Here is a 20,181-nt window from a genome sequence, read left to right as displayed (position 1 = left end):
TTAAATGAGTAACAACGTTTATATCACTAAAGTTTCCGCCTTTATGCCGGGAAACCCAATAGATAATGAGACAATGGAATCTGTTCTTGGTTTTGTGGGTGATCGTCCATCGAGATCTCGTCATATCGTGCTTCGTAATAATGGTATTAAATATCGCCATTACGCGTTGGATCCGGAAACAGGAGAGACAACTTATTCATGTGCTCAATTGGCGGCTGAAGCAGTAAAAGGCTTGGTTGATGAACACTTTTCTTTAGATGATATGCAAAGTTTGGCAGCAAGCAGTGGTATTCCTGATCAAATTATACCGGGTCATGGTGTAATGGTTCATGGCGAGCTCAAGAATAAACCTTGTGAAGTTATCTCAACTTCCGGTGCTTGTGCTGCGGGTATGACAGCGATGAAATATGCTTATTTGTCTGTTCTCTCGGGAACGACAAGTAATGCGGTTTCAACTACCTCGGAAACACCTTCAACAGTATTGCATGCCCGCAACTTCCAGAGTGAAAACGAAGCCCGGGTTGCAGAATTGGAACGACGTCCTGAAATCGCTTTTGAAAAAGATTTTCTGCGTTGGATGCTTTCTGATGGTGCCGGCGCTGCTTTACTTGAAAATAAACCTCGACCTGATGGTTTTTCATTACGAATTGACTGGATAGATATTTACTCTTTTGCTAATGAGCAAGAGACATGCATGTACGCGGGTGGAGAGAAGTTAGCAGATGGCAGTTTGAAAAGCTGGACACAAATGAGTCAGGCTGATTGGCTGGCATATTCTGTTTTCTGTATCAAGCAAGATGTCAGATATTTAAATGAGAGGGTCGTTAAATTCACACTTACCGAACCATTGAGACGAATCGTTGCTGATCGTAACTTATCGGCAGAATCTATTGATTGGTTCTTGCCTCATTATTCATCTGAATATTTCCGCATGAAATTTTCCGAGGGTCTTGAAGATATTAATTTTGGTATTGAACAAGAGCGTTGGTTTACTAACTTAACAGTGAAAGGAAATACCGGATCGGCTTCTATTTATATCATGTTGGATGAGCTGATGAAGTCGGATAAATTGAAGAAAGATCAGCGTCTGTTATGTTTTATCCCTGAAAGTGCCAGATTCACAGGGGCATTCATGCATTTGACGGTTGTGTAAATATTTAACCTTAATTAATGAAAAAAGGGGAAACGACTGGTTTCCCCAAATATAAGTACATTAGGAAGATAATAGCGTGGAAAATTTAGAGAATCATGTTAAAAATGTTGTTGCAGAACAACTTGGAATACCCGAAGCCCAGATTCTTACTACACAAACATTCGAGGAATTGGGTGCCGATTCGTTAGATAGTGTCGAGTTGATTATGGCTCTGGAAGAACGTTTCGAGATAACTATTGACGATACAGAGGCAGAAAAAATGGTGACGGTACAAAACGCCATTGATTGTATCCGTTTGAAGTTAGAATCAGCCGACTGATTTGAAGAATTTTATTATCCTTGCAGTAAAAAAGGCACATACGGGTATCATATGTGCCTTTTTCTTAAATTAAACAGGTTATTTGAACAGGTCTGCACTGATAGTAGAGGAGCCGCCACTGGATTGCCATTCACGGGTGATATGGTAATACTTAGCGCCTTTAGCCGCTGCGCGTTTAGCGACTTCGTAGGCAACATCAGGCATGCTGTTGTAGTAACCTGAAAAGGTGATGGAATCAAAAGGTACCATCTGGGCAGCACTGATTTTATTTAATTCTTGTATTTTCTTACCATCAGGAAGTGTGACAGTGTAACGCTCGCCTTTAGAATATTGTGTTTCAAAGAAGCGGCCAATAGAACTATTGGTTGAAGTTGAAGAGGCTAAACCAGGAATTTCTACTTTCTTAGCTGCTGCGCCACCAGCAGCTAATGCAGCGCGTCCTGCGTCCGAATCAGCTGGGATTACTGCTTCGTTAGCCTGAATTTGGCGTTTTGGCGCATCATCTTTGTAAACATAAGCGGTAACGGTTTGATTACCACCATCGTTGGTTGAAACCTGACGGACAATAAAAAAAGAAGCTGCACCTTTTTTCTTGGCTTCTTTTGCGATGGTCTCATTTAAATCTGGCTCGTTGGTATAAAAACCACTGACGGTTACCGTATCGAATGGTTCCAGTGTTACAGCTTCTGTTTTGGGTAATTCTTTGATACCGCGGAACATACGATATTTAATTGAATTGTCAATTTTCTCTGCATCTTTGTGATACAGATCAGCTACGACGCGCAGGTTGCCACTATTATTCAGATCATCAAGGCTTTGGATATAAAATCCATCTGCGCCCATTTTATCTGCCCGACGGGAAACAGCGTCGGCAGCTTCATAAATAGCATTAAAAGGGCCTGTAACCGTAATACGTTTAAATGGTTTCAGTTCTGCTGCTTTTTCCGGGGATAATTCCTGAGCTGCCTGAGCAGCGGTAATACCAGTTAGTAAGAGCACCGCGGCTGCGATGATCGTTGTTTTCAGCTTCATAAAAAATCCTTTCGCCTTGCGCATTAATTACTTATAACTTGCTGAACATAGTTGTGTATCACATAGCCGACAATTATTACATGTAATAATAGCTAATGTCCCACGAATTTATGCTATCAGTATGAATGAATACAAGTTCATAGAAATGGCGTCATAAGTTTTCATCAACACGTTTTTATCAACATCGTGTTTTTATCAACATCATCGTAACTGGCACTGAAAAGTGCGGGCCAGTAATACTACTTAGCTATTTTTCTTACTCATTAGTGATGGATCACCAATAATATTTTCGGCTAGTTATCAAAATATTCGTTGATAGATTTTGCTGATAGCAGTAATAAAGTTAATTTAATCGCTAAACTGGCCTCAGCAAGTAATAATCATCATTAATCTTAAGCTTTAGGAAGGGAACATTATGCGTATTGGTGTACCGAGAGAACGACTTGCCAATGAAGCACGTGTTGCAGCCACGCCGAGTACTGTGGAACAACTGTTGAAATTGGGATTCGATGTCGTTGTTGAAAGTGGAGCAGGGCATTTAGCCAGCTTTGGGGATAGTGCTTACCAACAGGTTGGAGCTGAAATTACCGATCGTAATGATATTTGGGGTTCAGATATCATTCTGAAGGTTAATGCTCCTGAGGATGATGAGATTGCGTTAATGAAGGAAGGGAGTACGTTGGTTAGTTTTGTCTGGCCGGCACAAAACCCTGAGTTAATGCAGAAATTATCAGACCGTAAAGTCACTGTGTTGGCTATGGATTCAGTACCGCGTATTTCCCGTGCACAGTCGCTGGATGCACTGAGCTCTATGGCGAACATCGCAGGTTACCGGGCGATAGTAGAGGCTGCTCATGAATTTGGTCGTTTCTTTACTGGTCAGATTACAGCCGCAGGTAAGGTTCCACCAGCCAAAGTGATGATTATTGGTGCCGGTGTTGCTGGCCTGGCTGCTGTGGGGGCAGCGGGCAGTTTAGGCGCTATTGTCCGTGCGTTTGATACCCGGCCTGAAGTTAAAGAGCAAGTTCAGAGCATGGGGGCGGAGTTTCTCGAACTGGATTTTGAAGAAGAGGCCGGTAGTGGTGACGGATATGCAAAAGTCATGTCTGAAGCCTTTATTAAGGCTGAGATGGCGCTTTTTGCGGCACAGGCGAAAGAAGTTGACATTATTGTGACAACTGCGCTTATTCCAGGGAAACCAGCACCACGTCTTATCACCAAAGAGATGGTTGAATCAATGAAACCGGGCAGTGTGATTGTTGACCTGGCGGCTCAGACGGGGGGTAACTGTGAATTAACGCAAGCGGACAAATTAGTTGTGACAGAAAATGGTGTGAAGATTATTGGTTACACCGATTTACCAAGCCGTTTACCAACGCAATCTTCACAACTGTACGGAACTAATTTAGTTAATCTGCTCAAATTATTGTGCAAAGAGAAAAATGGTGAAATCAATATTGATTTTGATGATGTTGTTATTCGTGGCGTGACCGTCGTAAAAGAGGGGGAAGTGACCTGGCCGGCGCCATCAATTCAAGTTTCTGCTCAACAGACAACAAAACCTGCACCAGTCAAAGCAGAAAAGCCAGAGACTAAACCTGCTTCACCTTGGTTGAAATATGGCTTGCTGGCACTGGCTGTTATTTTGTTCGGCGGGTTAGCCAATATTGCGCCAAAAGAGTTTTTATCTCACTTTACTGTTTTTGCATTGGCTTGTGTGGTGGGTTACTACGTGGTCTGGAATGTCAGCCATGCTTTACATACACCGCTAATGTCAGTAACTAACGCCATTTCGGGCATTATCGTTGTTGGGGCGTTATTGCAAATTGGTGATGGTGGATGGGTAAGCTTCTTCTCATTTATCGCTATCTTAATTGCCAGCATTAATATCTTCGGTGGCTTTACTGTCACTCAACGTATGCTGAAAATGTTTCGTAAGGACTAAGGGGTAATTGAATGTCGAGTGGAGTCGTTATAGCGGCATATATTGTTGCTGCCATCTTATTTATTTTCAGCCTTGCGGGTTTATCTCGTCACGAAAGCGCCAAACGCGGGAATATTTTGGGTGTCACCGGGATGGCAATCGCATTGATTGCGACTATCTTCGGGCCTGATACCGGAAATGTTGTTTGGGTTATTCTGGCGATGGTGATCGGTGCGGTTATTGGTATTCGTCTGGCAAACAAAGTTGAAATGACTGAAATGCCGGAATTGGTCGCCATATTGCACAGTTTCGTCGGTTTGGCTGCGGTGCTGGTCGGTTTTAACAGCTTTATTGCTCACGATAGTTTCGCGGAACCTGTGATGGAGAATATCCATCTGACAGAAGTATTCCTGGGTGTTTTCATCGGCGCAGTCACCTTCACCGGTTCTGTTGTGGCATTTGGTAAATTATGCGGAAAGATTTCTTCCAAACCGCTGATGTTGCCGAATCGGCATAAATTAAACCTTGCAGCGCTGGTTATCTCCTTTGTCCTGTTAATTACCTTTGTGAAAACGGAAAGTACTGGCCTGCAAATTTCCACACTGTTGCTCATGACGGCAATCGCATTAGTATTTGGCTGGCATTTGGTTGCTTCTATCGGTGGCGCGGATATGCCGGTGGTGGTTTCGATGCTGAATTCCTATTCGGGTTGGGCTGCCGCGGCCGCTGGATTTATGCTGAGTAATGACTTGCTGATTGTCACGGGAGCGCTGGTCGGTTCTTCGGGGGCCATTCTGTCTTACATCATGTGTAAGGCAATGAACCGCTCTTTTATCAGTGTGATTGCTGGCGGGTTTGGGACTGATGGTTCCTCGACCGGTGATGATCAGGATATGGGCGAATATCGCGAAACCACAGCGGAAGAGGTTGCTGAACTGCTGAAAAACTCAACGTCTGTCATCATCACGCCGGGATACGGTATGGCTGTTGCCCAGGCGCAGTATCCGGTACATGACATTACAGCCAAACTGCGTGAAAAGGGGATTAAGGTTCGCTTTGGTATCCATCCGGTTGCCGGTCGTCTGCCTGGGCATATGAACGTGCTGTTGGCGGAAGCCAAAGTCCCTTATGACGTTGTTCTGGAAATGGATGAAATCAATGATGATTTCTCTGATACAGATACCGTACTGGTTATCGGAGCCAACGACACCGTTAACCCTGCGGCACAGGAAGATCCGAACAGCCCGATTGCGGGTATGCCAGTGCTGGAAGTGTGGAAATCACAGAGTGTTATTGTGTTTAAACGCTCCATGAACACAGGTTACGCTGGTGTACAAAACCCGCTGTTCTTTAAAGACAATAGTCAGATGTTGTTTGGTGATGCGAAAGCAAGTGTCGAAGCAATCCTTCGTGCACTGTAATTCCTTATCGCTATAACTTACAAATCCTGATTGGGTGACTGTCTCTTAGTCAGAGCTCCTGATTAAGAGACAGAACAAACGGGTAGTTTTTAATCTTGTAAACACGTTCGCCTAGTGCCAGATTTCCACTGAATACATAGCCTGTGCCACCAACAGGGATAATTAACTCATATTCCATCATCGGGTGTTTATGTAATATTTTTGGGCACCAGAATTAATTCCATTTCATCTGCAAGCTCTTTAAGTTTGTCGTTAACCTTTTTAGAGGTAGTGGCTGGTTCAGATTCAATAGACACGCGCAAATCTCTTTCTTCTACTCGATCTCCAAAAATTACTATTGCCTTGCCGCCGTGCTGCTTAGAGGGCCATTGAATTGCTTGAGCGTCGGGATTGTCATGATAAATTTTGGCTGCCCATCTTTGAGTAATATGGTAATCCGATGCTTCTGATTCTACTAGTTGGCCCTGAATAATTCCCCACTTCTTCAGTATCCGTGGATTGATATCCACATACTTGATATCTTTTTGTGGCGTAATTTGGCTGTGCGCTAAATCATCTAGTTTACCCAGATCAACAGGTACACCGGAGCAGTTTAATGGAATATCATGTAAAATCGTCTCCATAATAGCTACTCCTATGTTCTCACCACCATAGATTGTTGGAACAAAAATTCCATTATTTTTGAACGGACTAAAGCGAGCATTGCCAATACCAGGATTAAATTCAGCTCCTTTGAACTTAGTTCTGTGAATACGTTCAATAGGTGTACCCGCTTTCCATTTTTTGGTTTTAGCTACGGTATTTTCTGGAGGAAGCGGTATATTTTCTTGAAGTCCTTTTTTATCATCAGCCATGACACGGCCCTTCAATTTCTTCTCTGGCTGCCATATAAACATCATCAAGTTGGGTTAATAAAAGGTCTTTTGGCTTTTTATTACTAAGCCAGCCATTTGGTGTACCGAACCAAATGGCTATTGACCAAGGCGTCTTTTTGTTCCCAAACAGCTCAATGATTTTTTTTATCACTGGCAATGGCTGGCCGCCTTCGTCTAGAGCATACAACGGGAATAGGTCTTTGCCATTAATTGGTAATGCGAATATTTTTTTTGACTTTTTCAACCGATTCGCCGCAGCGCTGGGATTCACCGATTTAGACCCGGCTAATTTGCTGAGTTCACTTGCAGTCAGCCACTTTGAGTCAGTCAGAATCTGATTTTTTAATTTTTCAAGACGAGCTTCATTACGGGAAGTAAATTCAATTTCTGACAGTTTAGTCACAAAAGACAGCTGTTTGTGCTTATTGAATGTAGTGACAGCAGTTACTGCACTGGCTATTGCCAGCTTAACATCATAATAATCAATTGCTCTTGGCAATTTCACGACAACATATTGATCTGCCTCATCAGAAGGAATCTCAGACAAATTGATATGTTTGTCGATATCATTATTGTTGTTTGATAGCTCAGTGATATCCGTATCCATTGAAAGAAAGCTAAAGCTGACATTCTTCGATTTGTCTTGTGATTTAGTAATCATGCAGCCTCCGTATTGTATCTGCTTGAAATCGTATTTTGCGTATATTCATTATATAGATGATATAGCGTATTTATGAAAAGTGCAAAGATGGCTCGTTAGTAATCATAAACCTGAGTAATCAAATTTTCTCTTTATCTAAGTAGGCTGTTTTTGCTACTTAATTTCCAATGTGTGGTACCCCTGCCAGCGATAATTCATTACTGATAATGTCCAGAACAGAATAAAAATCCCGACAACCCAAAAACCGACATTGCCCATGTTGTCGTTTAAAGCCCCGATGGTGCTCCAAAAAGCGCCATGCAGATCCCACTGGTCAGCGATAAGGCCGAGCGCTTCCAACCCACCGATGAACAGCGCCACGGCGACGGAAGCCGCGGTAATGGTCATGTTGTAGTAGAGTTTGCGTGTTGGTTGGGAAAAGGCCCAGCCATAGGCACCTACCATAACAAAATTATCCAGTGAATCGATTAGCGCCATGCCGCTGGCAAAGAGCGCCGGGAACACCATCAGCGACCATAAAGGCAGTCCACTGAGAGAGCCGGCGGCAGATATACTCAACAACCCAACTTCGGTCGCGGTGTCGAAACCCAGTCCAAACAGGAAACCAACCAGATACATATGCCAGCTTTTGCTTACCAGTCGGAAGACCGAGTGAAACAAGCGGGTCATTACTCCTCCCGGTGTTGTTTCCAGCACAGTTAAATCATTGTTCGCCAGCTCTCTTCCACGTTTGATCTCCTGAAACTTTTGATAAACGCTTTTCAGTATCAGCAAATTAATCAATGCTATCGCCAACAGAAAGCAGGCAGAAACGAGTGTGCCAATAATGCCGCCATAGTCATGAACCCAGCCCATCTGATCTTTAAAAGCCATTGAAGTCAGGACAATAGCGAGGCAGGCCAGAATGACAATGGTTGAGTGTCCCAGAGAAAAGAAAGCACCGACGGCAATCGGCGATTTACCTTGTTGCATCAGTTTACGGGTAACGTTATCAATTGCCGCGATATGATCGGCGTCGACCGCATGACGTAGCCCATAACCGTAAGCCAGCAGAGCGGCCGCCATCATGACTGCATGATGGCGGAAAGCGATAAATGCCCAAATCCAGGCAAGTACGTTGGCAGCAATCAGAACAACAAGGAGAGAAAGTGCATGTTTTTTATTCATATAAGAAACCTGTCAATGTTAAACCCGTTTGCGGATGATTTCTGAAAAACAAAAACGGTAAGCATCCTCTGTACGCAATAATGTACGGTCTTTTGCTAAATCATAATACTAATTAACTTGTAATATTAACTTAGATAAACTTAAATAAAGGTAAGAGGGCTAACCTGTTGTAAGGGGAGTAACTTAATTGACATATTATAATTCTGGTGTCAAAACTTTTTTACCAAAGGATATATTTTCCAATATTTAAATTGGTAAAAGAGCAAATTTTGAATAAAGTCTGTTGGGAAAAGCGTATTAAGTTATAGCTTATTGACATGACAGTGCGACCGTATGGAATAACCAATTATTAGGGGGGCTTATGCAATTAACGCCAAGGGAAATTGAGAAACTCATGGTATATACACTGGCTGATGTCGCATTAAAGCGTAAGTCCCGCGGCTTAAAACTCAATTACCCTGAAGCCGTCGCTATTATTACCGCGGCTGCTCTGGAAGGGGCCAGAGAGGGGAAAACGCTGGAAGAAGTCATGGATGATTCAAGGCACGTTCTGACTAAAGAAGATGTGATGGAGGGTGTAGCTGATCTCATTCCACATGTGCAGGTTGAAGCCATATTTACGGATGGCAGTCGTTTGGTGACGGTGCATGATCCCATCCAATAATCGCTGAAAAAAATTATAAATAGCAGGAAAAGTTATCTGGACAAAATATTAATTTATAGTCTTGGCTCACGTATTGACGTGGAGATTTTCCGATGAAAGAAAATAATAAAGAGGATATTACTCCGTTGGGGGGATATATTCTTGCTGAAGGCCCGATATCCTTTAATGAAGATTGTCCGGCTATTCAATTAAGGGTTCGTAATTCAGGTGATCGCCCGATCCAGGTGGGATCTCATTTCCATTTTTTTGAGGTGAATAAAGCCCTGCAATTTGATCGGGCGGCTGCGTTCGGTAAACGACTCAATATCACTTCAACAACCGCAATCCGTTTTGAACCTGGTGATGAAATTGAGGTGTCATTAATCCCTGTTGGTGGGAAACAAAACGTTTATGGATTTGATAATTTAGTCGATGGTTGGGCGGGTAAAATGCCGGTTGCCGCTGAGGAGTATGTAGAAAAGACTTGGTTGCACGCCGGATAATAAAACTGGGGTTATAAAACTATCAAATAAATTCAAGGTAGAGTTGACGAACGTCGGAAAACTTTTCGAACAAAGGAATAAACTATGCCAACCATTTCCCGGCAGGAATATGTCGGTCTTTTTGGTCCGACTATCGGTGATAAGATTCGCCTGGCTGATACCAATCTGTTTATTGAAATTGAGAAAGATCTGCGCGGTTATGGTGATGAATCGGTCTATGGCGGAGGTAAATCGCTGCGTGATGGCATGGGTGCCGATAACCGCATGACCAGTGAAAATGTATTGGATTTGGTGATCACCAACGTCACTATTTTGGATGCACGTCAAGGTGTTATTAAAGCCGATGTCGGCATAAAAGAGGGGCGCATCGTCGGGATAGGTAAAAGTGGCAACCTCAGTATGATGAATGGCGTTACACCTGGCATGGTGGTTGGTGTCAGTACTGATGCGATATCCGGTGAACATCTTATCCTCACGGCTGCTGGCATTGATACCCATATTCATTTTATCTCTCCCCAACAGGCTGAACATGCTTTGTCCAATGGTGTGACGACTTTCTTTGGTGGTGGTGTTGGTCCCACTGACGGAACTAACGGGACTACTGTTACTGCCGGTCCTTGGCATATCCATCGTATGTTGCGTGCTTTTGAAAGTTTACCGGTTAACGTCGGTATTTTGGGAAAAGGCCATGCTGCGGTGGCTATGCCGCTGGTAGAACAGATCAAAGCGGGTGCTGCCGGGCTGAAAGTGCATGAAGACTGGGGGGCAACCAATTCTGCATTGCGTCATGCCTTACGTGTAGCGGATGAAATGGATATCCAGGTAGCGGTCCATACCGACAGTTTGAATGAAGGTGGTTATGTCGAAGATACCATCGACGCTTTCGAAGGCCGTACCATTCATACTTTCCATACCGAAGGCGCGGGTGGCGGACATGCGCCGGATATCATCAAAGTTGCTAGCCAGATGAACGTGTTGCCCAGCTCAACCAATCCTACATTGCCTTACGGTATCAATAGCCAGGCGGAATTGTTTGATATGATTATGGTTTGCCATAACCTAAATCCCAAGGTACCGGCTGATGTTGCATTTTCGGAAAGCCGTGTACGCCCGGAGACCATTGCTGCGGAAAATGTTTTACACGATATGGGAGTGTTGTCGATGTTTTCCAGCGACTCCCAAGCGATGGGGAGGGTAGGCGAAAATTGGCTGCGGGTGATGCAGACGGCCCACGCAATGAAAGCGGCGCGGGGCAAGTTGCCGGAAGATGCGGCGTATAACGATAATTTCCGTGTCTTACGTTATGTCGCCAAAATTACGATTAACCCGGCGATTGCGCAGGGAATAAGCCACGTTCTGGGCTCGGTTGAAGTGGGAAAAATGGCCGATCTTGTGTTGTGGGAACCACGTTTCTTTGGCGCAAAACCTAAGCTGGTCATCAAAGGCGGTATGATTAACTGGGCGGTGATGGGTGATCCGAATGCCTCATTGCCGACACCACAGCCGACATTTTATCGTCCGATGTTTGGCGCATTGGGCAAAACCCTTCAGGAAACCTGTGTAACTTTTGTCTCCCAGGCGGCGATGGAACAAGGAGTAAAAGAGAAACTGGGTTTGGAACGCCAGGTTATGGCGGTGCGCAATTGCCGAGTTATCTCCAAGAAAGATATGGTGCGTAATGCTGAAACGCCAACCATTGAAGTGGATGCCGAAACCTTTGCTGTCAAGGTGAATGGTGAATATGCCACGGTAAAACCCGTCAGGACAGTAGCGCTCAATCAGCGCTATTTCTTTAGTTGATATATTTTTTGCTGTCCGGTCAGAGAATATTTTTCTGGCCGGATTAACCGATCCATGCGTTCAGAGGATTTATTTTATGATTGTTATTGAACAGATTCTTGGTAATGCCAAAAAAGATGCTTCCTGGCGAGATCGCTTGCAAGGCATCTCGCCGGATATCTTAGTACTTTCGCAATGGGAAGCGCAAAAAAGCCGTTGCCGCAAATCCACGCTTAACGGGTTGGATTTGGGGATTTCTCTTGACCGTAATCAGGTATTGTCGGACGGCGATATTTTGTTGTGGGATGAAACTAAAGGACTGGCCGTTATTGTCCAGATGAGCCTGCGTGATGTGATGGTTATTCATTTGAAGTCATTATTGTCATTAGATTCAGAGACAGTAATGAAAACCAGTTTTGAACTTGGTCATGCTTTAGGTAACCAGCATTGGAAGTCAGTGATTAAAAATAATCAGATTTATATTCCGCTGACAGTATCAACTAAGGTGATGGATTCGGTAATGAAAACACATGGTTTTCATGCGTTGCCTTATTCCTTTGTCAAAGGCGAAGAGATCTTGCCTTACCTTAACAACTCCGAGGCACGCTTATTATTTGGTGGTGCAGAGGATTCCGCGACACATGTTCATGTTGATAACACGTTTCTGAACCAGCATGTGATCAAATTAAAATGAATGCGCTCCGCTTAATCAGAATCATGCAGTTTGCTGATTCCGTGTTGCCTGTTGGTGCGTTTTCTTTTTCAAACGGCCTGGAATCAGCCATTCAGAGTAAAATCGTGCATGACGTGGCAACGTTAAGCGATTTTACCCGGACGGCGTTGTTACAGGCGGTTAGCAGTGATGGCCGGGCGGTGGTTGCTGCTTGTCAAGCATTGAATAGTGGACAGCGTGACGCCGCCATCTCCCATGATTGGGCAGTATTTAACCGCAAATTGAATGAAGAAAGTCGCACTATGGTGACGCGGATGGGGAAAAAATTAGCGGAAATGGCGGTTGAGGTAACCGGTGAGCCGTTGATTGCATGGTGGCTGGCTCAAATAAAGAGTGATATTGCCGCAGGTACTTATCCGATTACCCTGGCAGTCGTCATGAGTGCATTAGGGGCTGCTCCGCGTGAAGTCATTGTTATGCATCAATATGGTGTTGCAATGACGATACTCAGTGCAGCCATACGCCTGATGCGCGTTACCCATATTGACATTCAGCGTATCTTGTTCTCACTGAATCAGGATATTGAACTGTTTTGTGATGAGGCGGAAAAGGGCGGAATTGAGCAGATGGCATCTTATGCACCCGTGACCGATGTATTGGCTGCACTGCACGTCGGTGCATTTACCCGGTTGTTCAGTAATTAACAACCACGTCTTAATCGAGTGAGGAAATTTCTGTGAAAAAAATTACCCGAATTGGTATTGGCGGTCCGGTGGGTTCAGGCAAAACAGCTGTTATTGAAGTGATCACGCCTATTTTGATTCAGCGCGGAATAAAACCCCTGATTATCACCAATGACATTGTTACCACTGAAGATGCTAAGCAGGTCAAACGGACACTGAAAGGCATTTTGGATGAGGAGAAGATACTCGGGGTGGAAACCGGCGCTTGTCCGCATACCGCGGTACGTGAAGATCCCAGTATGAATATTTCTGCGGTTGAGGAAATGGAGGCTCGTTTTCCTGACACGGATGTTGTGTTAATTGAAAGTGGTGGGGATAACCTGACACTCACGTTTAGCCCGGCATTGGCGGACTTTTATATTTATGTGATTGATGTGGCTGACGGGGAAAAAATTCCGCGTAAGAACGGGCCTGGACTGGTACAGGCGGATATTCTGGTGATCAATAAAATCGATTTGGCGCCTTATGTCGGCGCCAGTCTGGCGGTGATGGAGAGTGACACCCAAGTCGTGCGTGGTCAGCGCCCTTATATCCTCACTAACTGCAAGACGGGAGAAGGCGTTGAAACGCTGGTAGATATGATCATGCGTGATTTCTTATTTACTCATTCGTTACAGGCGACACAATGACCTCGACCTGCTCGCAGAGAATCATTGATGAAGCACATAAACGGGTTAGCGAGCTTGGTTTCAACGCGCCGGAACTTGCCCTGTTTCAGGATGAACCTCCTCAGATGGCAAGCGGTGATATAGGTAAAAGTGGCTATCTGCGATTGGGGTTTGCCCGGCGTGGCGACCACAGTATTCTGGCCTGCATGGAACGCAGGGTTCCTTATTTGGTGCAACGGGCACTGTATTGGGATGAGGCACTGCCGCAGATGCCGTGTGTATTTATGATCTCCACGTCGGGATGTATATTGCAGGGGGATCGGCTGGCGCTTGACATTCATGTTGCACAGGATGCATTTGGTCATGTCACCACTCAATCGGCTACGAAGATTCATTCAATGGTGAATAACTATGCGGCGCAGGCGCAAATTATTCAGATAGAGCAAGGTGGTTATTTGGAAATGATGCCCGATCCGGTTATACCTCATAGTGGTTCCCGGTTTATTACTGATACCCAGATAACCATTCATCCAACTGCCACGTTAATTTATTCCGAGATAATCCTGTCTGGTCGCAAATACCATCCAGCCGATCAGGGGTTTAAATTTGACGTTTACTCATCACGGATTACGGCAACGGATTTCGAAAACAAAATATTATTTGCTGAACGTTATGTGTTAGAGCCTAAAAAACAACCGTTGAACAGTGTCGGGGTGATGGGGCCATTTCATGTGTTTGGTAATGTGATCTTACTGACACCTTTGGTTCACCATGATCGTATTTTGGCGCGTATCATGCCGCAATACGATGCTGAAACCGGCATAGCCAGTGGTGCCAGTCGTTTACCTAATCAATGCGGTCTAATCTTCAAAGTGTTGGGAAAAGAAACTCATCAAGTTAAAGCGGGTATTCGTCTTTTCTGGCGCATAGCACGCGAGGAGATCCTTGGCGTTACACTGCCTGAACCGTTTATCTGGCGTTAAAACTCTTGTCAATAAAACCCGGGACATAAAATCTGTTCCGGGTTTTAACACCAAATGGATACTTATCATTTTGTTACTGTTACTCTTTAGCTGCTTTGACAGGACATGCAAAACCATCAGGTTTGATGGCCAGAAGGTCACATTTTAGATGGTCGATCACATGTTCTACGGTGTTTCCCAGAAAAGCAGCAGACAACCCTGTTCTGCCCAAGATACCAAAAACGACAATACCCGCGTTCATCTCATCACACATTTCAGGAATAACATTCTCTGGTAATCCTTCATGGATATGGGTGTATTTCTCATCAATGCAGAATTTCTGGCGAAGCTCTTTCATTGAGATAAGATGTTGACCACGCAGCGCATGGTTATAAACACTTGGGTCGAAATCAGGTAGTTCAATAGCAATATTCAGAGGTGCGACAGGATAAGCGCTGACCAAATGAATTTCGGGATCTGGCATTATCTGGTGTGCCAGTTCCTGGGTTTCCCTGACCAGTTTTAGATTCAGTTCATGGTGGTACGATTCTTCATTAGATAAATTAACCGCAACCAGAACAGAGCCCTGATCTGGCCACATCTGATCTTTTACCATCCATACCGGGCATGGACATTTGCGTAGTAACTGCCAGTCAAGTGGGGTAAAAATCAAGGACCCCAGCTTGTCATGCTTATGCGTCATCTTCAGAAGCAAATCGTGTTCACCTGTAATGACCTCTTGGATAATGGCTTCATAAGGCCGATTGTGCCATACCACTTTTATCTCAATATCAACACCGGCTTTCAGATAGTAGTGCGCTTGTTGCTTAAGCCAGGCAGTGCGTTGGCTGGTAACACCTTTACGCATAGCACTGGCTTCTTCAGGGGAGAGTAAGGTTGTCATTTCATAGGAGAGATCATAAATAGGTAAGAAAGCTTTAATCCGGCCACCACTACGTTGCACTATATAAACTGCACGTCTTAATGCCGGTTGATCGTCCTGATTTGGATCAATTGCAACTAAAAGGTTTTGATAGTTTGCCATAAATAGTACCCTCATAGAGGCTAGACAAAATACGCTTCAATACTAAAGATAAACCAATATAGGCAAACCGAACAGGTCAGAGGATAACCAGATCAAAAAATTAACATGATCTGGTTTTAACGTCAGGTAATTGAAACAGATTTTTTTCCGACTAAGTCGGCCAGTTTATCCATATCTTCAATAGTGATGTATTTACCTTTTACGCCGAGAGTATTATTTTTCTGGAAGCGCCCAAGCAGACGACTAATGGTTTCAACAGTCAGGCCAAGGTAATTACCAATATCACTGCGAGTCATGGTTAAACGGAATTCTTTTGGTGAGAAACCACGTTGAGCGAAACGACGGGAGAGATTGTAGATAAATGCAGCTAATCGCTCTTCTGCGTTTTTCTTAGATAGCAGCAGTATCATTTCTTGGTCGCCTTTAATTTCCCCGCTCATCAGGCGCATCATTTGCTGGCGAAGATTAGGCATTTTACCGGATAGGTCATCCAGTGTTTCAAACGGAATTTCACAGACCATCGATGTTTCCAGGGCCTGAGCAAAACTTGGATGCTGAGTATTAAGAATGGCGTCAAAACCCACTAAATCCCCTGCGAGATGGAAACCTGTGATCTGTTCATCACCTTCTTCAGTGATGGTGTAGCTTTTAATGGTTCCAGAACGGATAGCATAAAGAGATTTCAACTCATCTCCTGCTTTAAACAAAGTTTGCCCTTTCTGGATAGGTTTCTTACGCTCAATGATATTATCGAGCTGGTCAAGCTCGTGTTCATTCAGGGTGAAAGGGATGCACAGCTGGCTAATGCTGCAATCCTGGCAGTGGATCGCACAACCACCAGACTGGATTCGACGAATAACACGTTTTTCCTGGATCATATGGCATGCTCATTGAAATATTGATATAGCTCAACTTTAGCATCTCTTGATGATTCTGGTAAGAACTATAATAGCTTTCTGCAATTTATTCGGGAAAGTGTATTACCTGTATCCTGATTATTAAGAAATTATTACATTGCATAAAGCTGATGTTTAGTGATTTTCATAGCAAGACTATATTCAATATCAGCGACTTGTATTTAACCGAGGATTTCTTGTTTGGGAAAGTAGAGTGAAAAATATTCTTGGTGCTGAGGAAAAGTAAGGCATTGCGATATTGGGTAAGGCCTTGCAATTCGTTCATTAATATTTGTGATATTATCGACAATATGCGATTAATAATGTTGCATCTTTACGCCTCCCACGATATAGGCTGGAACCAGCGAGAATAGGCGTGATTTGGAAAATCAACCAAAAAACAATCACACGCTACACTCCTTCACCCTGTGCGGAAAAAGCAGCCTATATCAAGCGCGGTTTTTCCATTCTCCATTTAAATCTATCTGTTTTTTTATTTTTCTGACAAGTCAGATTATTATTCTATATAAAGGTTTATAGATAGATAAGACAAATCTGAAAATAGGGTTTGAATTTAATAGCCTATTTTTAGTTTTATTGGTAAATACAACTACTTAAATGATAAAATAATAATCTACAGCATGGTGCTGTAGATTTAGGCTATTGCGTTAAGAAAATAGATATGAGAGTTTATATTTCAGGCGATATGTGATGCTTAAATGTATAGTTAGTATAATAAGAGGTAAAGACACAATGAATACAATTCTACTCAATATACCTCTTGTAAAATCGGCCCCAACATCCGTTCGAAAATAGGTTTGGTTTCTAAACACACCTTTAAAATGTCAAAATATTCCGTCTTTTATGAAGGAAAATGCTTACTTTATATGAACATACATTTACCACTCTCACCAATGATAATTGTCATCAATAGTGCGTAATACGCTATTTTTGTCCTGATCTCGTTAGCGCAATCCCGCAACTTTCGATAATTTATTTATCAGAGGATATGGAGAGCACAACGAGTATCCTTAATGAAAGAGAAATATGCTGAAATATCTGTTTTGTGTTGTCTGATTTAGCCTGTGGCATGAGTAAGAAATTCGTTTGCAACCACAAAAGACGCTCTAATTGTCACGAATTTATTTGATATCAGATATAGTTGAATAACATTTATCTATAAAAATTAGTTGGAATTATAATGGATAATCATAAGAACGTACATGTTTTACCGAAAAGTCAGTATTTGACTTCTTTGCATACAAAAGCGCGTAATCGTAATGCCAAACAATCGGAGTTTGTGTTTTACTCTGATCGTATTATTCGATTATTATTAGAGGCAGCATCTGAATTGCTACCCTATACCTCTCATCATATTCAAACCCCAATTGGGGATATTTATAATGGAACTGTTTTAAATACCAAGCTTTGTGGTGTTTCGATAATACGCGCCGGAGAAAGCATAGAAGGCGAATATAGAAAAATGTATCCTGATTTCCCAACGGGCAAAATTCTTATTCAAAGAGATAAATTGACAAAACTGCCTCATTACTATTATTCGAATTTACCTGATGATATTGCGACGAGAACTATTTTACTTTTTGAGCCTATGTTGGCGACGGGCGGATCATTAGCTAAGGCTATCGATTTATTAAAAGAAAAAGGCGTACCTGAAGATAATATTATCGTTGTTAATTTTCTTTCTTCTCCTGTTGGTCTTCACAGAATCATGACATCATATCCTAAAATTCAACTTGTTACTTCTTCAATTGAAAATGGGCTTAATGAAGATGCTTTTATGAATCCAGGCATTGGTGATTTTGGTGATCGATATTTTGGAACTTATAGACCATCATGAATACTATATAACAAGAGTAGAATAATTATCTTTTAGAATTTAAAGGGTTACATATGCCACATATTAGTATAAAACATTTTCCTGCCCATCTCTCACAAGAAGATAAAGATATCTTATCTTTAGAATTGACAAAGGTGGTAACAAAGATGTTTGGTTGTAGAGAAGATGTTATTTCCATTTCATTAGAGCCGATCGAAAAAGGAAAATGGAATGAAGAGGTTTATTTTCCTGAAATTAAACTCAAAGAAACCTTGTTGATTAAATTGCCAAATTATTAAGTTATTTTTATAATTGAGGATCTTTTAAAGATATTTTTAATGAATAAAATACTCATTTTTGATTTAGACGGTACATTGTTTGATACTTCTCGGGCAATAGTAGAAACGTTCAATGCTGTTTTTAAGGTACTAAAGATTCCATTAGCAGGAGATGAAAACATTCGCGCTACAATTGGCCTGCCTTTAGAGAAAGCATTTGCAACGCTCTTAAATATATTTGTTGAAGAGCCGTTAATCTCTAAAGCTGTTGAACAATATCAATTGCAGTATCGTCGATGTATTCTGCCAAAAGCAAAGGAATTGTTATTTCCTGGTGTTGAAGATGGATTAATCGCTTTAAACAAAAAAGATGTAAAACTATCGGTAGCGACCAGCAAATTTACAGCAAGTGCGACAGCATTACTTCAGGCTGCGGGTATAGACGCTGTGTTTGATAGGGTAATTGGTGCAGATCAAGTTTCAAAACCTAAACCAGATCCGGAATCAGGAAGGAAAATTTTAGAATATTACAGTGCTATGCCAGAGATGGCTGTTATGGTTGGTGATACAACTCACGATATTTATATGGCAAATGCAGTTGGCATGCGATCAATAGCAGTGACATATGGTATACATAGTGTCTGTATGTTGGAAGAAGCCAAACCAACTTGGATTGCTAATTGTTTTTATAACGTACTCCATATTATTGAGGAGAATATACTTAAGTGATTAATAAGATAAGAAATATCTTACTGGCAATTATTGGTGGCAGTTTACTGACGTTGATGATTTACACTAATAGCATATTGTCGAAAAGTACAACACCCTTTTTTGCATCATGGGTAGCTCATGGTATTGGCGCGATTGTTGCTTTGATATTATTCATTATTGTGGCCAAGTTCTTTTCTAAAAAAGAAATGGACGAAAATAAACATAGGAAATCGAATATTCCTATATGGTTTTATCTTGGTGGTATTCCTGGGGCGCTTACCGTTGTGCTAGCTGCTGTTGCTATTAATGGTGGGCTGCCATTATCTAGTACAATTTCATTAGGGTTAGTTGGGCAAATAATTTTTGGTTTGGTTGCTGATCATTTCGGACTTTTAAGAACAAGAAAAAGAAAGATAGTGATACAAGATTTATATGTTATTTTCTTTGTTCTATTTGGCAGTATGTTAATTCTGTTTGGGGGAAGCAACTAATGCTGAGTTTGATTTTTATTGCCTTTTTAAATGGCATATTTATAGCGGCGACAAGGACGATTAATGGGCAATTAAGTGTCTCGGTGGGTTCTTTTGGTGCTTCACTTTGGAATCATATTGGTGGTTTTTTTCTCTTAACAGTGATATTAACGCTTTTATCGAGTTGGCAATGGAATGAATGGGATTTTGACTCTATTCCAGCAGCGGCTTATATGGGTGGCGTTTTTGGTGCTCTGTTTGTGGCTGTCAGTAGCTATATTTTCCCTAAACTAGGTGCGATGAATGCCGCCATCCTTGTTATTGCCGGGCAAATGTTATCAGCGGTACTGCTTGATTGGTTATATCAGGGGATTACTCCTGGGTTAGTGAAGATTGTTGGAGTATTGTTTGTGTTAGTAGGAATTTACCTAACTAGAAAAACAACTGAGTCAAAATAAGAATAGAATCAACGATAAGGTAA

Annotated in this window: 22 protein-coding genes; 16 read left to right on the top strand and 6 right to left on the bottom strand. The window is 42.5% G+C overall.

Annotated elements, in window-relative coordinates; genetic code table 11:
- Positions 1-4 precede the first annotated feature (4 nt).
- Positions 5-1,153 carry a beta-ketosynthase StlD gene (gene stlD / locus VY86_RS20185; RefSeq protein ID WP_046976301.1) on the top strand — a complete coding sequence of 383 codons (1,149 nt, stop codon included), beginning with the start codon at positions 5-7 and terminating at the stop codon, positions 1,151-1,153.
- A gap of 76 nt (positions 1,154-1,229) precedes the next feature.
- Positions 1,230-1,472 (top strand): stilbene biosynthesis acyl carrier protein StlE, encoded by a 243-nt coding sequence (gene stlE, locus VY86_RS20180; RefSeq protein WP_046976300.1) that lies wholly within the window; start codon positions 1,230-1,232, stop codon positions 1,470-1,472.
- Positions 1,473-1,550: 78 nt separating this feature from the next.
- Here the strand turns inward: stlE and ydgH are convergent, their stop codons facing one another.
- Positions 1,551-2,504 carry a DUF1471 family protein YdgH gene (gene ydgH / locus VY86_RS20175; protein ID WP_046976299.1) on the bottom strand — a complete coding sequence of 318 codons (954 nt, stop codon included), beginning with the start codon at positions 2,502-2,504 and terminating at the stop codon, positions 1,551-1,553.
- A gap of 415 nt (positions 2,505-2,919) precedes the next feature.
- On the opposite strand from ydgH, the gene pntA reads away from it, so the two are divergent.
- Both pntA and pntB read left to right on the top strand, forming a co-directional pair.
- Entirely contained in the window at positions 2,920-4,449 is a 1,530-nt protein-coding gene (gene pntA, locus VY86_RS20170) for a Re/Si-specific NAD(P)(+) transhydrogenase subunit alpha (protein ID WP_046976298.1), read from the top strand.
- An 11-nt stretch (positions 4,450-4,460) separates the two neighbouring features.
- On the top strand, positions 4,461-5,849 hold the full coding sequence (pntB, locus tag VY86_RS20165; RefSeq protein WP_046976297.1) for a Re/Si-specific NAD(P)(+) transhydrogenase subunit beta: 1,389 nt from the start codon (positions 4,461-4,463) through the stop codon (positions 5,847-5,849).
- 188 nt (positions 5,850-6,037) lie between these two features.
- Here the strand turns inward: pntB and VY86_RS20160 are convergent, their stop codons facing one another.
- The 3 genes from VY86_RS20160 to VY86_RS20150 all read right to left on the bottom strand — a co-directional run bounded on the left by VY86_RS20160 (position 6,038) and on the right by VY86_RS20150 (position 8,552).
- A complete protein-coding gene (locus tag VY86_RS20160) occupies positions 6,038-6,703 on the bottom strand; it encodes an RES family NAD+ phosphorylase (RefSeq protein ID WP_082111274.1) in 666 nt (221 codons plus the stop codon).
- Positions 6,696-7,385: a hypothetical protein gene (locus VY86_RS20155; protein WP_046976296.1), complete on the bottom strand. Its 690-nt coding sequence runs from the start codon at positions 7,383-7,385 to the stop codon at positions 6,696-6,698. The genes VY86_RS20160 and VY86_RS20155 overlap by 8 nt, the downstream gene beginning before the upstream one ends.
- 153 nt (positions 7,386-7,538) lie before the next feature.
- Positions 7,539-8,552 (bottom strand): HoxN/HupN/NixA family nickel/cobalt transporter, encoded by a 1,014-nt coding sequence (locus VY86_RS20150; RefSeq protein ID WP_046976295.1) that lies wholly within the window; start codon positions 8,550-8,552, stop codon positions 7,539-7,541.
- Positions 8,553-8,913: 361 nt separating this feature from the next.
- On the opposite strand from VY86_RS20150, the gene VY86_RS20145 reads away from it, so the two are divergent.
- The 7 genes from VY86_RS20145 (at position 8,914) to VY86_RS20115 (ending at position 14,484) form a co-directional block, all read left to right on the top strand.
- A complete protein-coding gene (locus tag VY86_RS20145) occupies positions 8,914-9,216 on the top strand; it encodes an urease subunit gamma (protein ID WP_046976294.1) in 303 nt (100 codons plus the stop codon).
- Between the two features lie 92 nt (positions 9,217-9,308).
- Positions 9,309-9,698: an urease subunit beta gene (locus VY86_RS20140; RefSeq protein WP_046976293.1), complete on the top strand. Its 390-nt coding sequence runs from the start codon at positions 9,309-9,311 to the stop codon at positions 9,696-9,698.
- An 84-nt stretch (positions 9,699-9,782) separates the two neighbouring features.
- Positions 9,783-11,498 (top strand): urease subunit alpha, encoded by a 1,716-nt coding sequence (locus VY86_RS20135; RefSeq protein ID WP_046976292.1) that lies wholly within the window; start codon positions 9,783-9,785, stop codon positions 11,496-11,498.
- Between the two features lie 76 nt (positions 11,499-11,574).
- On the top strand, positions 11,575-12,171 hold the full coding sequence (locus tag VY86_RS20130) for an urease accessory protein UreE (protein WP_046976291.1): 597 nt from the start codon (positions 11,575-11,577) through the stop codon (positions 12,169-12,171).
- On the top strand, positions 12,168-12,854 hold the full coding sequence (locus VY86_RS20125) for an urease accessory protein UreF (RefSeq protein WP_046976290.1): 687 nt from the start codon (positions 12,168-12,170) through the stop codon (positions 12,852-12,854). Before VY86_RS20130 ends, VY86_RS20125 begins: the two co-directional genes overlap by 4 nt.
- A 32-nt stretch (positions 12,855-12,886) precedes the next feature.
- On the top strand, positions 12,887-13,522 hold the full coding sequence (gene ureG / locus VY86_RS20120; RefSeq protein ID WP_021325780.1) for an urease accessory protein UreG: 636 nt from the start codon (positions 12,887-12,889) through the stop codon (positions 13,520-13,522).
- Positions 13,519-14,484, top strand: coding sequence for an urease accessory protein UreD (locus VY86_RS20115; RefSeq protein ID WP_046976289.1), 966 nt, complete (start codon positions 13,519-13,521; stop codon positions 14,482-14,484). Before ureG ends, VY86_RS20115 begins: the two co-directional genes overlap by 4 nt.
- Positions 14,485-14,563: 79 nt before the next feature.
- On the opposite strand, the gene uspE is transcribed toward VY86_RS20115, so the two are convergent.
- Together uspE and VY86_RS20105 are read right to left on the bottom strand one after the other, a co-directional pair.
- Positions 14,564-15,508, bottom strand: coding sequence for a universal stress protein UspE (gene uspE, locus VY86_RS20110; RefSeq protein ID WP_046976288.1), 945 nt, complete (start codon positions 15,506-15,508; stop codon positions 14,564-14,566).
- 122 nt (positions 15,509-15,630) lie between these two features.
- Positions 15,631-16,386 (bottom strand): fumarate/nitrate reduction transcriptional regulator Fnr, encoded by a 756-nt coding sequence (locus tag VY86_RS20105; RefSeq protein ID WP_046976287.1) that lies wholly within the window; start codon positions 16,384-16,386, stop codon positions 15,631-15,633.
- A gap of 1,219 nt (positions 16,387-17,605) precedes the next feature.
- Here VY86_RS20105 and upp point away from each other — a divergent pair.
- Genes upp through VY86_RS20080 form a run of 5 tightly spaced genes read left to right on the top strand, consistent with a single transcriptional unit; the run spans position 17,606 to position 20,158 of the window.
- A complete protein-coding gene (gene upp / locus VY86_RS20100) occupies positions 17,606-18,262 on the top strand; it encodes a uracil phosphoribosyltransferase (protein WP_046976286.1) in 657 nt (218 codons plus the stop codon).
- Positions 18,263-18,315: 53 nt separating this feature from the next.
- Entirely contained in the window at positions 18,316-18,540 is a 225-nt protein-coding gene (gene pptA / locus VY86_RS20095) for a tautomerase PptA (RefSeq protein ID WP_046976285.1), read from the top strand.
- Between the two features lie 39 nt (positions 18,541-18,579).
- Positions 18,580-19,248 carry an HAD family hydrolase gene (locus VY86_RS20090; protein ID WP_046976284.1) on the top strand — a complete coding sequence of 223 codons (669 nt, stop codon included), beginning with the start codon at positions 18,580-18,582 and terminating at the stop codon, positions 19,246-19,248.
- Complete coding sequence (locus VY86_RS20085; RefSeq protein ID WP_023045403.1) at positions 19,245-19,721, top strand: DMT family transporter; 477 nt, start codon at positions 19,245-19,247, stop codon at positions 19,719-19,721. The genes VY86_RS20090 and VY86_RS20085 overlap by 4 nt, the downstream gene beginning before the upstream one ends.
- Complete coding sequence (locus VY86_RS20080) at positions 19,721-20,158, top strand: DMT family transporter (protein ID WP_021325773.1); 438 nt, start codon at positions 19,721-19,723, stop codon at positions 20,156-20,158. Before VY86_RS20085 ends, VY86_RS20080 begins: the two co-directional genes overlap by 1 nt.
- Positions 20,159-20,181 lie beyond the last annotated feature (23 nt).

Source organism: Photorhabdus thracensis, from assembly GCF_001010285.1.
GTDB classification, from domain to species: Bacteria; Pseudomonadota; Gammaproteobacteria; order Enterobacterales; family Enterobacteriaceae; genus Photorhabdus; species Photorhabdus temperata.
This window is presented reverse-complemented; position numbering and strand designations above follow the sequence as displayed.

Bases quoted from the DNA above. Each gene is read 5' to 3' on its own strand.
- VY86_RS20115 (WP_046976289.1), top strand. From the start codon at position 13,519: ATGACCTCGACCTGCTCGCAGAGAATCATTGATGAAGCACATAAACGG.
- VY86_RS20145 (WP_046976294.1), top strand. From the start codon at position 8,914: ATGCAATTAACGCCAAGGGAAATTGAGAAACTCATGGTATATACACTG.
- VY86_RS20105 (WP_046976287.1), bottom strand. From the start codon at position 16,386: ATGATCCAGGAAAAACGTGTTATTCGTCGAATCCAGTCTGGTGGTTGT.
- VY86_RS20155 (WP_046976296.1), bottom strand. From the start codon at position 7,385: ATGATTACTAAATCACAAGACAAATCGAAGAATGTCAGCTTTAGCTTT.
- VY86_RS20080 (WP_021325773.1), top strand. From the start codon at position 19,721: ATGCTGAGTTTGATTTTTATTGCCTTTTTAAATGGCATATTTATAGCG.
- VY86_RS20160 (WP_082111274.1), bottom strand. From the start codon at position 6,703: ATGGCTGATGATAAAAAAGGACTTCAAGAAAATATACCGCTTCCTCCA.
- pntA (WP_046976298.1), top strand. From the start codon at position 2,920: ATGCGTATTGGTGTACCGAGAGAACGACTTGCCAATGAAGCACGTGTT.
- pntB (WP_046976297.1), top strand. From the start codon at position 4,461: ATGTCGAGTGGAGTCGTTATAGCGGCATATATTGTTGCTGCCATCTTA.
- VY86_RS20130 (WP_046976291.1), top strand. From the start codon at position 11,575: ATGATTGTTATTGAACAGATTCTTGGTAATGCCAAAAAAGATGCTTCC.
- VY86_RS20125 (WP_046976290.1), top strand. From the start codon at position 12,168: ATGAATGCGCTCCGCTTAATCAGAATCATGCAGTTTGCTGATTCCGTG.
- VY86_RS20140 (WP_046976293.1), top strand. From the start codon at position 9,309: ATGAAAGAAAATAATAAAGAGGATATTACTCCGTTGGGGGGATATATT.
- VY86_RS20090 (WP_046976284.1), top strand. From the start codon at position 18,580: ATGAATAAAATACTCATTTTTGATTTAGACGGTACATTGTTTGATACT.
- stlD (WP_046976301.1), top strand. From the start codon at position 5: ATGAGTAACAACGTTTATATCACTAAAGTTTCCGCCTTTATGCCGGGA.
- VY86_RS20135 (WP_046976292.1), top strand. From the start codon at position 9,783: ATGCCAACCATTTCCCGGCAGGAATATGTCGGTCTTTTTGGTCCGACT.
- ydgH (WP_046976299.1), bottom strand. From the start codon at position 2,504: ATGAAGCTGAAAACAACGATCATCGCAGCCGCGGTGCTCTTACTAACT.
- VY86_RS20150 (WP_046976295.1), bottom strand. From the start codon at position 8,552: ATGAATAAAAAACATGCACTTTCTCTCCTTGTTGTTCTGATTGCTGCC.
- pptA (WP_046976285.1), top strand. From the start codon at position 18,316: ATGCCACATATTAGTATAAAACATTTTCCTGCCCATCTCTCACAAGAA.
- uspE (WP_046976288.1), bottom strand. From the start codon at position 15,508: ATGGCAAACTATCAAAACCTTTTAGTTGCAATTGATCCAAATCAGGAC.
- upp (WP_046976286.1), top strand. From the start codon at position 17,606: ATGGATAATCATAAGAACGTACATGTTTTACCGAAAAGTCAGTATTTG.